This window comes from Nocardioides sp., assembly GCF_041393715.1.
Classification (GTDB): domain Bacteria; phylum Actinomycetota; class Actinomycetes; order Propionibacteriales; family Nocardioidaceae; genus Nocardioides.
The window spans coordinates 1-13516 of the sequence record NZ_JAWKJQ010000001.1 but is presented as its reverse complement, the minus strand read 5'-3'; the positions used below and the strand labels follow the sequence as shown (position 1 = coordinate 13516).

The following is a 13516-nucleotide window of genomic DNA, read 5'->3' as shown; positions in this document are numbered from 1 at the left end:
ACTGTCGAGATACTCGTCCAAGATGTGGACATCAGACCGGCTCGCCCAGCGCCGCGAGCACCTGGTCGCGCCGAGGAGCCCCGGCCGCTCGGGTCACCTCGCGGCCGGACGCGTCGAGGATCAGCGTGGTCGGCGTCCGCAGCACCCCGAGGCGCCGGACCAGGTCGAGGTGGTGCTCGGCGTCGACCTCGACGTGGGTCACGCCGGGCACCAGGTCGGCGACCTCCGCCAGGGTGCGGCGGGTGACCCGGCAGGGCGCGCAGAAGGCCGACGAGAACTGCAGCAGCGTCGCCCGCTCCCCCAGCTGCTCGCCCAGGGCCGCCAGGTCGATCGCGCCCGGTGCCGTGGGGGCGTCGGCCGCGTCGGCCCTGCCGGGTTCGGCGGTCCTGTCGGCCTCGTGGGCCTCGTCGGCCTCGTCGACGCCACGCACCCGATGGGTGCCTCGGAACCGTCCGTCGGAGAGGGCGCGGTAGCCGCCGATGGCCAGCGCGAGCACCACGCAGGAGAGCAGCACCCACTGGCCGGCGGTCATGGCTGGTGCAACCGGCGTACGACGGCGGTCATTCCCGCGCTCGCGCGACCATTTCCCGCATCTCGCGCGACCATTTCCGGCATCTCGCGGGCGGGGTCAGCCGCCGGCGAAGGGCGGCAGGAACTCCACCGAGTCGCCCGGCTCGACCCACACCTCGGCGCGATCGCCGGACCCGGCGGGCCGGTCGCCGACGAGGACCGAGCAGACGTCGAGGACCGAGCGCAGCCGCGGGCTGTCGTGCCGTTCGACCAGGGCGTCCACCAGCGCTGCCAGGGAGAGCGCCGCCGAGGCGTCCACCTGCTCCCCCTCGAGGCCGGCCGTCGCCCGCGCGGAGGCCCAGTAGCGCACCGTGATCTTGCTCTCGACGGTCTCAGGACCGGTCGACGAGGCGGTCGAAGGCTCCACGACGGGATATCCTGCCCTATCCCTGCAAGCACCATGGCCGCCCACGGGAGGTGCGAGTGAGCACCCTGCTGCTCTTGACGAGCGCGCTCCAGCCGAGCGTGGAGGTGCTGCCTGCGCTCGCGCTGCTGCCGCACTCGGTCAAGGTGCTCCCGGCCGAGGGCAGCGCGCTGCTCGACGCCCCCGAGGCCGACGTGGTGCTCGTCGACGGCCGCCAGGAGCTCGCCGGCGCACGTGACCTCTGCCGGCTGATCAGGGCCACCGGGAGCGACCATCCGGTGCTGCTGGTCGTCACCGAGGGCGGTCTGGCCGTGGTGGCCTCCGACTGGGGGATGGACGACGTCGTGCTCGCCGACTGCGGCCCCGCCGAGCTGGAGGCCCGGATCAGGCTGGCCCTCGGCCGGCTCGTGGAGCGGGCCGCGGACGACCCCGAGGCCCACGTCATCCGCAGCGGCGAGGTGACCGTCGACGACGCGACCTACACCGCCAAGATCGGCTCCCGCGTGCTCGACCTGACGTTCAAGGAGTTCGAGCTGCTGAAGTACCTCGCGCAGCACCCGGGCCGGGTGTTCAGTCGCCAGCAGCTGCTGTCGGAGGTGTGGGGCTACGACTACTTCGGCGGCACCCGCACCGTCGACGTGCACGTCCGGCGGCTCCGCGCCAAGCTGGGCCCCGAGCACGAGACCCTGATCGGCACCGTCCGCAACGTCGGCTACCGCTTCGTCTCGGCCGCCGACCGGGGCCGCCGCAACGAGGCGGCACCGGAGGCCGCCGAGCCGCAGGAGCTGGACGCCTGAGCGTCGAGGAGCTCGCCCCCGCGTCGTACGCCGACCGCGGCGCGCCCGTGGTGGCCGCCGTCCGAGCCGCCTGCCTGGACGGCGACGGCGCCGACCCCCTCGACGAGGCGGCGCAGCTGCGACTCAAGCACCACGGGCTCGATGCCACCCACCGGCTCTGGATCGTCGACGAGCACGGGTTCGCACTCGTCCGCGAGGCGACGCTCGACCTGGTGGTCGCCCCGGGGGCCCGTGGACGCGGCCTCGGTGGCCGGCTCGCCGCCGCCGTGCTCACCGGCGCCCCGGTCGCCACCGCCTGGTCCCACGGCGACCACCCGGCCGCGGCGGCGCTGGCAGAGCGGCACGGCTTCGCCCGTGTGCGCGAGCTGTGGGTGATGCGCCGGCCAGCGACGACCCCGCTCCCGACGCTCGAGATCCCAGCCGACCTGACGATCCGCGGCTACCGGCCCGACGACGCCGCGGCGGTGCTGGCGGTCAACGCCGCGGCCTTCGCCCACCATCCCGAGCAGGGCGGCATGGACGACGCGGATCTCGCGGCCCGGATGGCCGAGCCGTGGTTCGACCCCGCCGGACTGCTGCTGGCCGTCGACGGCGACGGCGCCCTGCTCGGCTTCCACTGGACCAAGCGCCACTCCCCCGACCTCGGCGAGGTCTACGTCGTCGCCATCTCCCCCAGCGCCCAGGGGCGCGGCCTGGGCCGCCTGCTCACCCTCGCCGGGTTGCACCACCTCGCCGAGGCCGGCGTCCGCGAGATCCTGCTCTACGTCGAGTCCGACAACCTGCCCGCCCGCGCGGTCTACGAGCGCCTCGGCTTCACCCACGCGCCCGCGGACACCCACGTGATGTACGCCCGCGCCACCTGACATCCTGCGGCCATGGCCTACGACGTCGCCGCGCTGCGCGCGCAGTTCCCGTCCCTCGCGTCCGGCATCGCCCACTTCGACGGCCCCGGCGGCACCCAGACCCCGCAGGTCGTGGCCGACGCGGTCGCCCGGACCCTGGCCGGACCGCTCTCCAACCGCGGCGGCCTGGTCGCCTCGGAGCGCAACGCCGACGACACCGTCGCCGCGTTCCGCCGGGCGTACGCCGACCTGCTGGGCGTCCCGGCCACCGGCATCGTCTACGGCCGCAGCGCCACCCAGCTGATCTACGACGTCTCGCGGGCGCTGGCCAAGCAGTGGTCCGCGGGCGACGAGGTGGTCGTCACCCGGCTCGACCACGACGCCGACGTCCGCCCCTGGGTGCAGGCCGCCGAGGCCCGCCAGGTCACGGTGCGCTGGGTCGACATCGACCCCGGCACCGCCGACCTCGACCCCACCAGCCTGGCCGAGGCGATCACCGAGAGGACCCGGCTGGTGGCGGTCACCGGCGCGTCCAACCTGCTCGGCACCCGACCCGACATCCCCGCGCTCGGGGCGCTGGCGCACCGGGTGGGCGCGCTCCTCTTCGTCGACGGCGTCCACCTCGCGGCGCACGAGCTGGTCGACGTGCCCGCGATGGGTGCGGACCTGTTCGTCTGCTCGCCCTACAAGTTCCTGGGCCCGCACTGCGGCGTCCTCGGCGGTGACCCTGCCCTGCTCGAGACGCTGCACCCCGACAAGCTGCTGCCGGCCACCGACGCGGTCCCCGAGCGCTTCGAGCTCGGCACCCTCCCCTACGAGCTGATGGCCGGCGCCACCGCCGCCGTCGACTTCCTCGCCGGCCTCGACGGGGGCGACCCGAGCGCTCCGCGTCGCGCGCGGCTGCGGGCGGCCTTCGCCGCGATCCACGGCCACGAGGAGCGACTCTCGGCCCGCCTCGCCGAGGGCCTCGCCGGGCTCGGCGACGCGGTCGTCGTGCACTCCGTGGCGGCGCACCGCACCCCGACCACGCTGCTCACCCTCCCCGGCCGCAGCACCGACGAGGCCGCCGAGCACCTCGCCTCGCGCCACGTGCTGGCCCCCTCCGGCACGTTCTACGCCTACGAGCCGGCCCGGCGGCTGGGCCTCGGTGACACCGGCGGCCTGCGTGCCGGCCTGGCGCCGTACACCGACGACGACGACGTCGACCGTCTCCTCGACGGACTCGCCACCTTTCTCGGTTGACCCGGCAGAACTTCATGAACTTCGGCCGGGTCAACCTGATCTTGTGACGGATCGACGCGAACTTCTGCCGGGTCAACCTCGTGGGAGACCTGACAGACTGGTGCCGTGTCCACCGAAGGCCTGCTCCCCTCCCACGTGACCGCCCCCATCGATGAGGGTCCGGAGGGAAACGACCCGTTCGCGCACCCCTCGGACACCTTCCATGTGCCGCCGCCCTACGAGCCCTCGGAGGAGGCCAAGGCGGCGGTCGAGAAGTTCGCCGACCGGTTCATCGACCGCGAGCTGTCGTGGCTCCGGTTCAACCAGCGGGTGCTGGAGCTGGCCGAGGACGACTCGTTGCCGCTGCTCGAACGGGCCCGGTTCCTGGCGATCTTCGCGAGCAACCTCGACGAGTTCTTCATGGTCCGGGTGGCCGGTCTCAAGCGCCGGATCGCGGCCGGCGTCGCGGTCAAGGCGGCGTCCGGCCTGATGCCGCGCGAGATCGTGGAGGCGATCTGGACCCGCTCGCGTGAGCTGATGGAACGGCATGCCGGGGTCTTCCGCGACGACCTGGTGCCCGCGCTCTCGAAGGAGGGCATCGAGCTGGTCCGCTGGGAGGAGCTCGACCGCGACGAGCAGAAGTACTGCAAGCGGCTCTTCCGCGACCGCGTCTTCCCGGTGCTCACGCCGCTGGCGGTCGACCCGGCCCATCCCTTCCCCTACATCTCCGGCCTGAGCCTCAACCTGGCCGTGCTGGTGCGCAACCCGTCGACCGGCACCGAGCACTTCGCGCGGGTCAAGGTGCCGCCGATCTTCGACCGGTTCGTGGGCCTGGGCAACACCCGGTTCGTGCCCCTCGAGGACGTCATCGGCGCCCACCTCAAGCGGCTCTTCCCGGGCATGGAGGTGCTGCAGGTGCACACCTTCCGGGTCACCCGCAACGAGGACCTCGAGGTGGAGGAGGACGACGCCGAGAACCTCCTCAAGGCGCTCGAGAAGGAGCTGCTGCGGCGCCGGTTCGGGCCGCCGGTGCGGCTGGAGGTCGAGGAGTCCATCGACGCCAAGGTGCTCGACCTGCTCGTCTCCGAGCTCGGCATCTCCGACGAGGAGGTCTTCCGGCTGCCCGGCCCGCTGGACCTGACCGGGCTCCACGTCATCGCCGACATCGCGCGCGACGACCTGAAGTACCCCGCGTTCGTCCCGACCACCCACCGCCTGCTCGCGGAGAAGGAGTCGGCCTCGCCGGTCGACGTCTTCGACGCCGTACGCCGGCACGACGTGCTGCTGCACCACCCCTACGACTCCTTCGCCACCTCGGTCCAGCGCTTCCTCGAGCAGGCGGCGGCCGACCCGCACGTGCTGGCGATCAAGCAGACGCTCTATCGCACCTCCGGCGACAGCCCCATCATCGACGCCCTGGTCGACGCCGCCGAGGCCGGCAAGCAGGTGCTGGTGATCGTCGAGATCAAGGCCCGCTTCGACGAGGAGGCCAACATCCGGTGGGCCCGCAAGCTGGAGCAGGCCGGCTGTCACGTGGTCTACGGCCTGGTCGGCCTCAAGACCCACTGCAAGCTGGCCATGGTGGTGCGTGACGAGCCCGACGGCATCCGCCGCTACACCCACATCGGCACCGGCAACTACAACCCCAAGACCGCCCGCCTCTACGAGGACCTGGGGCTGCTCACCTGCGACCCCGCCATCGGCGAGGACGTGGCCAACCTCTTCAACAACATCAGCGGCTTCTCCCGCAACGCGCAGTACGACCAGCTGTTCGTCGCCCCCGACTCGGTGCGCTCCGGGCTGGTGGGCCAGATCCACGCCGAGATCGCGCATCATCGGGAGGGGCGACCCGCGAGGATCCGGATCAAGGCCAACTCGATCGTCGACGAGGGGATCATCGACGCGCTCTACCTCGCGTCCCAGGAGGGGGTGCCGGTGGAGCTGCTGATCCGCGGCATCTGCGCGCTGCGCCCCGGCGTCCCCGGTCTCTCCGAGACGATCCGGGTGCGGTCGGTGCTGGGACGGTTCCTCGAGCACAGCCGGATCTTCGGGTTCGAGAACGGCGGCCGCCCCCAGGCCTGGATCGGCTCGTCCGACATGATGCACCGCAACCTCGACCGCCGCGTGGAGGTGCTGGTCCGGCTGCCGGGCGAGGACGAGGTGGCCGAGGCCGGCCAGCTGCTCGACCTCGCCTTCGACGAGGAGACGAGCGCCTGGGAGCTCGCGACCGACGGCCGATGGTTCCGCACCGAGGGCTCCCGACACCTGCAGGCCGCCCTGATCGAACGGCAGCGCGCCCGGCGCGGCTGAGCCCGGGAGTCGCCCGGGTGGGGCCGGCCCCAGGGCCGCCGGCCGGCCCGCGGTTGCCTGCTGTTCACCCGGACGCCCTAGCATGTGCACGGTTTGTTCGACCGACCCACGACCGTCACGCCAGGAGTGCCTTCTTGTTCCGGTTCCGCCCCGTCGACGGCGCCTTCTACGACCTCTTCGCCGAGGCGGCCCAGCACCTCGTCGTGGGCGCCGGGCTGCTCGCCGAGATGTTCGACGAGACCAGCGACCGCGAGCTGGTGGCGAAGCGGATGCGCGACGCCGAGCACGCGGCCGACGAGACCGTGCGCGCCGTCGTGCACCGGGTCAACAGCACGTTCGTCACGCCCTTCGACCGGGAGGACATCCACACGCTGGCGAACCAGCTCGACGACGTGATGGACCTGCTCGACGAGGCCGTCGACATGCTGTTGCTCTACGACATCAAGGCGATGCCCGCCGAGGTCAGCGAGCAGGCGCAGGTGCTGCAGATCTGCGCGGAGCTCACGGCCGAGGCGATGCCCAAGCTGCGCAACCCGCAGCAGCTCGGCGACTACGTGTCGGAGGTCAACCGGCTCGAGCGGTCCGGCGACCGGGCCTACCGCCGGATCATCGCCGAGCTCTTCGGCGGCGGCTACAAGGCCCTCCAGGTGCTCAAGGTCAAGGACGTCGTCGAGTGCCTGGAGCGCGCCATCGACGCCTTCGAACTCGTCGCCAACACGGTGGAGCAGATCGCGGTCAAGGAGTCCTGACCCGATGGAGCTCGCGATCATCGTCGCGGTGGTCGTCGTCGCCCTGGCGTTCGACTACACCAACGGCTTCCACGACGCCGCCAACGCGATCGCCACCTCCGTCTCGACCCGGGCGCTGACGCCGCGGGTCGCCCTGGCGATGGCCGCGGTGATGAACTTCGTCGGCGGCTTCCTCGGCCAGAAGGTCGCCAAGACGGTCAGCGACACGATCACCCCGCCGTCGGGCAGCGCGGGCCTGGTGGTGGTGATGGCCGGCCTGGCGGGTGCCATCTGCTGGAACCTCGTCACGTGGTACTTCGGGCTGCCGTCGTCGTCGTCCCATGCGCTGATCGGCGGGCTCGCCGGGGCAGCGTTGGCGGCGGGCGCCTCGGTCAACTGGAACACCGTGGTCGACAAGGTGCTGGTCCCGATGCTGGTCTCACCGGTGGTCGCCTTCGGCCTCGCCTTCGCGGTGATGGTGGCGATCATGTGGCTGTTCCGCCGTGCGCATCCGACGAAGGCGCAGCGTGGCTTCCGGCTCGCCCAGACCGTCTCCGCCGCGGCGATGGCGCTGGGTCACGGTCTCCAGGACGCGCAGAAGACGATGGGCGTCATCTTCCTGGCCCTGCTCACCGGCAACTACGTCAGCAGCGACGACCCGCTGCCGGTCTGGGTGGTGATCGCCGCAGCCACGGCCATCTCGCTCGGGACGCTCTCCGGCGGCTGGCGGATCATGCGCACCCTCGGACGCCGGATCATCGACCTCGACCCCGCCCGCGGGTTCGCGGCCGAGTCGGTGGCCGCCGGCGTGCTCTACACCACGGCGTACGCCTTCGAGGCGCCGATCTCGACCACCCACACCATCACCTCGGCGGTGATGGGCGTCGGCGCCACCAAGCGGCTCTCCGCGGTCCGCTGGGGCGTGGCCCGCTCCATCCTGGTGGCCTGGGTGCTGACCTTCCCGATGGCGGCCGGCGTCGCCGCCGCGGCGTACGCCGTGCTGCACCTGTTCCTGGGCTGAGCGGTCACACCGCCCCACCAGGAGACACCCTCAGCCGAAGCGCCCCGAGATGTAGGCCTCGGTGGCCTCCTCGTCGGGGTTGGTGAACATCTGCTTGGTGGCGTTGAACTCCACCAGATGACCGGGCTGGCCGGCACCCTTGAGGTTGAAGAACGCGGTGTCCTCCGAGACCCGCGCCGCCTGCTGCATGTTGTGGGTGACGATCACGATCGTGTAGCGGTCCTTGAGGTCGTGGATCAGGTCCTCCACGGCCGAGGTCGAGATCGGGTCGAGCGCCGAGCACGGCTCGTCCATCAGCAGGATCTGCGGCTCCACCGCGATCGCGCGGGCGATGCACAGCCGCTGCTGCTGGCCGCCGGACAGGCCCATGCCGGGCTTGCCGAGGCGGTCCTTGACCTCACCCCACAGGTTGGCGCCCTTGAGAGACCGCTCGACGATCTCGTCGGCCTCGGCCTTCTTCATCTTCTTGGAGTTGAGCCGATTGCCGGCGAGCACGTTCTCGTAGATCGACATGGTCGGGAACGGGTTGGGCCGCTGGAAGACCATGCCGATCTGACGGCGCACGGCGACCGGGTCGACCGCCGGGTCGTAGAGCGACTGTCCGCCGACCACGACCTTGCCCTCGACGCGGGCGCCGGGGATGACCTCGTGCATCCGGTTGAGGGACCGCAGCACGGTCGACTTGCCGCAGCCCGAGGGCCCGATGAAGGCGGTGACCGAGCGCGCCTTGATCGTCATGTTGACGCCTTCGACGGCGAGGAAGTCGCCGTAGTAGATGTCGAGGTCGGAGACGTCGATGCTCTTCGCCATGGTTGCTTCTTCTCTCGTTGCCGCTGCGGTCAGCGTCCGGTCTTGGGTGCGAACACCCGGCCGATGACGCGGGCTATCAGGTTGAGGGCCATCACGATCATGATCAGGACGAGGGCGGCTCCCCAGGCTCGCTGGGTCTGCGCCTCGGGGTAGCGACCGGTCTCGGTGATGGAGGAGAAGATGAAGACCGGCAGGGTCGCCATCCGCTCCGAGAACGGGTTCCAGTTCATCGACGTCGCACTGCCGGCGATGATCAGCAGCGGCGCGGTCTCCCCGGCCACCCGGGCGATCGCCAGCGTGATGCCGGTGACGATGCCCGACAGCGCCGTCGGCAGCACCACCTTGACGATCGTGCGCCACTTCGGCACGCCGAGGGCGTACGACGCCTCGCGCAGCTCGTCGGGCACCAGCTTGAGCATCTCCTCGGTGGCCCGCACGACGATCGGGATCATCAGCACGGACAGGGCGACCGAGCCTCCGAAGCCCATCCTGATGCCCGGTCCGAAGATGAGCACGAAGAGCGCGAAGGCGAACAGACCGGCCACGATCGACGGGATGCCCGTCATCACGTCGACCAGGAAGGTCACCGTCTTCGCGACCTTGCCCTCGGAGGAGTACTCGACGAGGTAGACCGCCGCCAGCACGCCGATCGGCACCGAGATGAGCGTGGCGAGGCCGGTCACCAGGAACGTGCCGACGATCGCGTGGTAGATCCCGCCACCTTCGCCGATCACGTTGCGCATGGAGTAGGTGAAGAACTCCACGGACAGGGCCGGGGCGCCCTTGGCGACCACCTGCCAGATCAGGCTCAGGAGCGGCAGCATAGCCAGCGCGAACGTGGACCACACCAGACCCGTGACCATCCGGTCGACGGCCTTGCGGCGCCCTTCGAGCAGCAGCGACCAGGTCGGCAGCACGACGAGCAGCAGCAGCCAGCCCAGGACCACGATCGGGATCAGCGACCACGACAGCAGCAGTCCCACCAGCACGGCCGCCCCGACGGCCATCAGCGCGGAGAGCAACGGGGCGACGGGGGGCAGCTGCGGCGCGGTCAGCGGCAGCGAGGCGCGGTCGCCTCCGGAGGGGCGTTCGAGGGTCGGCGTCGTCACGAGCTCACTCCTTGACCTGGCCACGGGCGGCGACCCACCGGCCCAGGAAGTTCACGGCGAAGGTGGCCACGAACAGCACCAGGCCGCTGAAGATCAGCACGTTGATCTTCGTGCCGGACGCGTTGCCGAAGTTGAGGGCGATGTTGGCCGCGATGGTGGACGGGTTCTGCGTCGAGATCAGGTTGACGGTCACGATGCCGGTTGCCGACAGCACCATCGCCACGGCCATCGTCTCGCCGAGCGCCCGGCCCAGGCCCAGCATGATCGCCGAGACGACCCCCGAGCGGGAGTAGGGGAAGACCGTCATCCGGATCATCTCCCAGCGGGTGGCGCCCAGGGCCAGCGCCGCCTCCTGGTGCATGGTCGGCGTCTGGGCGAAGATCTCGCGGCAGATCGCGGTGATGATCGGCAGCACCATGATCGCCAGCACGATCGACGCGGTGAGGATGGTCCGACCGCTCAGCGCCGGGCCCTTGAAGAACGGCACGAAGTCGAGGTGCGCCCCGAGCCACTCGTAGGACGGCAGGATCCAGGGCGCCAGGAAGCCGATCCCCCACAGGCCGTAGACCACGCTGGGGACCGCGGCCAGCAGGTCGACGAGATAGCCCAGGGTCTTCGCCAGCGGTCGGGGTGCGTAGTGCGAGATGACCAGGGCACCGCCGATGGCGAGGGGCACGGCGATGATCAGCGAGAGCACCGCGGCCAGCAGCGTCCCGAAGAGCAGCGGCCAGACGAACAGGACGATGTTGTCCTTGCCGTAGGCCTGCACGCCGGTGGCCTGGATCGCGGGCCAGCCCTCGAGGACCAGGAAGATCGCCACGCCGGCCAGGGCCACCATGATGAGGTAGCCGGAGGCGGTCGCGAGCCCTCGGAAGACCGAGTCACCGGGTCCGGTGACCTGCCCGAAACCGTCGTCGGCCGGGTCGGCGACCGCCGCGCTCGTCGGGGTCTCGGTCGAGCTCATGAACGCTCCTCCCATGCCTGGTTGATCAGTATGCCTGGACGAGCCCGGGGCCCGTGCCGGTGCCGGCGCGGGCCCCAGGGTCGACCGTGGGCAGAACGGGCTGCTACTTGGCGGCGATGCCCTCGACGAGCGCCTGCGCCTTGGACTGCAGGTCGCTCGGCAGCGGGGCCGAGCCGGCCTCGTCGGAGCCCTTCTGCTGACCCTCGTCGCTCAGGATGTAGGTCAGGTAGCCCTTGACCAGGTCGGCGGTCGCCTGGTCGTCGTACGTCGGGCAGGCGATGAGGTAGGACGTGAGCACGATCGGGTAGACGCCCGACTCCTCGGTGGTGTGGTCCAGGTCGAAGACGATCTGGGAGTCGGTGGCGACCGACGCCTCGGGCGAGACCGAGAGGATCTTCGCCGCGGCCTCGGCCTCGGGCGCGACGAACTCGCTGCCCACACCGATGGAGGCCACGCCCAGGCCACCGGCCTGGCTCGCGTCGGCGTAGCCGATCGAGTTCTTGCCGTTGGTCACCGCGGCCACGACGCCCGAGGTACCCTTCGCGCCCTCACCGCCGTACTCCGTCGGCCAGGTCTCGACGACACCGGCGTCCCAGACGCTGGAGGAGACCGCGTCGAGGTAGGACGTGTAGTTCTCGGTGGTGCCGGACTCGTCGGAGCGGTGCACCGCGTTGATGGCGGCCGAGGGCAGCGACGCGTCGGGGTTGTCCGCCTTGATGGCCGCGTCGTCCCACGTGGTGATCTTGCCCGCGAAGATGCCCGCCAGGGTGTCCGGGGAGAGCTGCAGGCTGTCGACCCCGTCGACGTTGAAGATGATGGCGATGGGGCTGATGTAGTCGGGGATCTCGATGACGTCGCCGCCACACCGGTCCTTGGCGTTGGTCAGCTCACCCTCGTCATCGGTGAGGTAGGCGTCGCTGCCGGCGAACGCGAAGTCGCCCGAGATGAAGCTCTCGCGGCCACCGCCGGAGCCCACCGGGTCGTAGGTCACCGTCGCGTCGGGGTTGGCGGTCTGGAAGCCGGCGATCCAGGCGCCCTGGGCGGCCTCCTGGGCCGAGGAGCCACCGCCGGCGAGGGTCCCGGAGTAGCCGCTGTCGCTGCCGTCGCTGCTGCCGCTGCTGCTCGTGTCCTCGTTGCCCGCTCCACACCCGGCCAGGGCGAGGGCGGCGATGGCGATGCCGGGCACCAGGGCCCGGCTGATGGAAGTGCGCTTCACTTCGTTTCTCCTGAGTCTTCGTCGAGCTGACGACGCTGACGCTAGGAGGGGCAGGTGACCGGATCGGCCCTGCCCGGTGAACGGGGGGTGAACAGCCCCCGAGTATCCGGCACTTCGGCTGTGGCCCCGGTCACGCCCTGGGCACGGTCAGTGCAGCTCGACGGCCACGACGGCGCCCTTGCGGTGATGGATCACCAGCATCCGGCCGGGCTCGAGCTTGGGGTCCTCGATCCCCAGCGCCTGCAGGCGCATCGAGTCGTAGACGGTCGGCAGCACCGGCCGGTGGGTGCACAGCACGGCGCACTCACGGTGGTGCATCAGGTCGTCGACGACCTCCAGCACCGACGCGGCGGTGGCGCCCTCCTCGCTGAGGGCGTCGTACGTTGTCACCGGCCAGCCGCTGCGCTCGGCGTAGGGCGTCACGGTCTGCACGCATCGGGCGGAGCTCGAGGAGGCGACCAGCTCGACGTCGTAGGCCGCCAGCAGCGGCACCAGCCGCTCCGCCTGCTGCCTCCCGAGCGCGAGCAGAGGGCGCTGCCGGTCGTCCTTCTTCCAGGTCTTGCGGGCCCTGGCCTTGGTGTGGCGCAGCACGACCAGCGCCCTGGTGCCGCGCGGGAGCCCGTCGGCATCGGCCAGGGTCTGGCGGTCGAAGTCGTAGCTCAGCAGTCTGCGCGCCTTCTTCCGGGACACCCACCGCACCCGGTCGATCTCGGCATTGGGCTGATAGCCACTCACGTCGTCGCTGCCGACGACGCGGGCGGTCCAGTAGTGCACGACCTTGTGGCGGGTGCGGCCCAGCGGGTAGCGCTGTGTGGGGAGCCGTGGGCCGAGCCGGATCCGCAACCCGGTCTCCTCGCCCACCTCTCGCACCGCGGCGGCGACGACGTGCTCACCGCGGTTGAGCTTGCCCTTCGGGAAGGACCAGTCGTCGTAGCGGGGCCGATGCACGACCAGCACGTCGCCGCCCTTGCGCGTCACCACGGCACCGGCGGCCTGGACGTCGGGTCGCTGCGCCATGACCGCAGTCTTGCACCCCCGATCGGCGCCCCACGACGCCACCTGTCAGCGGAAGCGGCGCAGGCGGAGGCTGTTGGACACCACGAACACGCTCGAGAAGGCCATGGCGGCGCCGGCGATCATCGGGTTGAGCAGGCCCGAGGCGGCCAGCGGGAGCGCGGCCACGTTGTAGGCGAACGCCCAGAACAGGTTGCCCTGGATCGTCCGGAGGGTACGCCGGGACAGCCGCACCGCGTCGGCCGCGACCCGGAGGTCGCCGCGCACCAGGGTGAGGTCGCTGGCCTGGATGGCCACGTCGGTCCCGGTGCCGAGCGCGAGCCCCAGGTCGGCCTGGGCGAGCGCCGCAGCGTCGTTGACCCCGTCGCCGACCATGGCCACGACCTTGCCGTCCTCCTGGAGGCGTCGGACGGCGTCGACCTTGTCGGCCGGCAGCACCTCGGCGACCACGTCCTCGATGCCGACCTCCGCCGCCACCGCTCGTGCGGCCCGTTGGTTGTCGCCGGTGAGCAGCAACGGGGTCAGCCCGAGCCCACGCAGCTCGCGGACG

14 protein-coding genes are annotated in these 13516 nt (G+C 71.2%); 6 read left to right on the top strand and 8 right to left on the bottom strand.

Going from position 1 to position 13516, the window contains the following annotated elements; translation table 11 throughout:
• Positions 1-31: 31 nt before the first annotated feature.
• Together R2740_RS00070 and R2740_RS00065 are read right to left on the bottom strand one after the other, a co-directional pair.
• The gene (locus R2740_RS00070; protein ID WP_371300617.1) at positions 32-532 is read right to left on the bottom strand and encodes a TlpA family protein disulfide reductase; all 501 of its coding nucleotides are present in this window, start codon (positions 530-532) and stop codon (positions 32-34) included.
• A gap of 96 nt (positions 533-628) precedes the next feature.
• Positions 629-937 carry a MoaD/ThiS family protein gene (locus tag R2740_RS00065; protein WP_371300616.1) on the bottom strand — a complete coding sequence of 103 codons (309 nt, stop codon included), beginning with the start codon at positions 935-937 and terminating at the stop codon, positions 629-631.
• A 56-nt stretch (positions 938-993) separates the two neighbouring features.
• On the opposite strand from R2740_RS00065, the gene R2740_RS00060 reads away from it, so the two are divergent.
• The 6 genes from R2740_RS00060 to R2740_RS00035 all read left to right on the top strand — a co-directional run bounded on the left by R2740_RS00060 (position 994) and on the right by R2740_RS00035 (position 7853).
• Positions 994-1731 (top strand): response regulator transcription factor, encoded by a 738-nt coding sequence (locus tag R2740_RS00060; RefSeq protein WP_371300615.1) that lies wholly within the window; start codon positions 994-996, stop codon positions 1729-1731.
• 50 nt (positions 1732-1781) lie between these two features.
• Complete coding sequence (gene mshD, locus R2740_RS00055) at positions 1782-2594, top strand: mycothiol synthase (RefSeq protein WP_371300614.1); 813 nt, start codon at positions 1782-1784, stop codon at positions 2592-2594.
• A 12-nt stretch (positions 2595-2606) separates the two neighbouring features.
• On the top strand, positions 2607-3815 hold the full coding sequence (locus R2740_RS00050) for a cysteine desulfurase-like protein (RefSeq protein ID WP_371300613.1): 1209 nt from the start codon (positions 2607-2609) through the stop codon (positions 3813-3815).
• 204 nt (positions 3816-4019) lie between these two features.
• On the top strand, positions 4020-6104 hold the full coding sequence (locus tag R2740_RS00045; RefSeq protein WP_371301161.1) for an RNA degradosome polyphosphate kinase: 2085 nt from the start codon (positions 4020-4022) through the stop codon (positions 6102-6104).
• 134 nt (positions 6105-6238) lie between these two features.
• Positions 6239-6853, top strand: coding sequence for a DUF47 domain-containing protein (locus R2740_RS00040; RefSeq protein ID WP_371300612.1), 615 nt, complete (start codon positions 6239-6241; stop codon positions 6851-6853).
• A 4-nt stretch (positions 6854-6857) separates the two neighbouring features.
• Positions 6858-7853: an anion permease gene (locus R2740_RS00035; protein ID WP_371300611.1), complete on the top strand. Its 996-nt coding sequence runs from the start codon at positions 6858-6860 to the stop codon at positions 7851-7853.
• A gap of 30 nt (positions 7854-7883) precedes the next feature.
• Here the strand turns inward: R2740_RS00035 and pstB are convergent, their stop codons facing one another.
• From pstB to R2740_RS00005, 6 genes are all read right to left on the bottom strand, one after another.
• Positions 7884-8663 carry a phosphate ABC transporter ATP-binding protein PstB gene (pstB, locus tag R2740_RS00030; RefSeq protein WP_371300610.1) on the bottom strand — a complete coding sequence of 260 codons (780 nt, stop codon included), beginning with the start codon at positions 8661-8663 and terminating at the stop codon, positions 7884-7886.
• A 29-nt stretch (positions 8664-8692) separates the two neighbouring features.
• Positions 8693-9772, bottom strand: a complete 1080-nt coding sequence (gene pstA / locus R2740_RS00025; protein WP_371300609.1) for a phosphate ABC transporter permease PstA — start codon at positions 9770-9772, stop codon at positions 8693-8695.
• Between the two features lie 4 nt (positions 9773-9776).
• Positions 9777-10736 carry a phosphate ABC transporter permease subunit PstC gene (pstC, locus tag R2740_RS00020; protein ID WP_371300608.1) on the bottom strand — a complete coding sequence of 320 codons (960 nt, stop codon included), beginning with the start codon at positions 10734-10736 and terminating at the stop codon, positions 9777-9779.
• A 103-nt stretch (positions 10737-10839) separates the two neighbouring features.
• Positions 10840-11952 (bottom strand): phosphate ABC transporter substrate-binding protein PstS, encoded by a 1113-nt coding sequence (gene pstS, locus R2740_RS00015; protein ID WP_371300607.1) that lies wholly within the window; start codon positions 11950-11952, stop codon positions 10840-10842.
• Positions 11953-12099: 147 nt separating this feature from the next.
• On the bottom strand, positions 12100-12969 hold the full coding sequence (locus R2740_RS00010) for an NUDIX domain-containing protein (protein WP_371300606.1): 870 nt from the start codon (positions 12967-12969) through the stop codon (positions 12100-12102).
• A gap of 45 nt (positions 12970-13014) precedes the next feature.
• A partial coding sequence (locus tag R2740_RS00005; RefSeq protein ID WP_371300604.1) for an HAD-IC family P-type ATPase occupies positions 13015-13516 on the bottom strand: 502 nt, incomplete at its 5' end.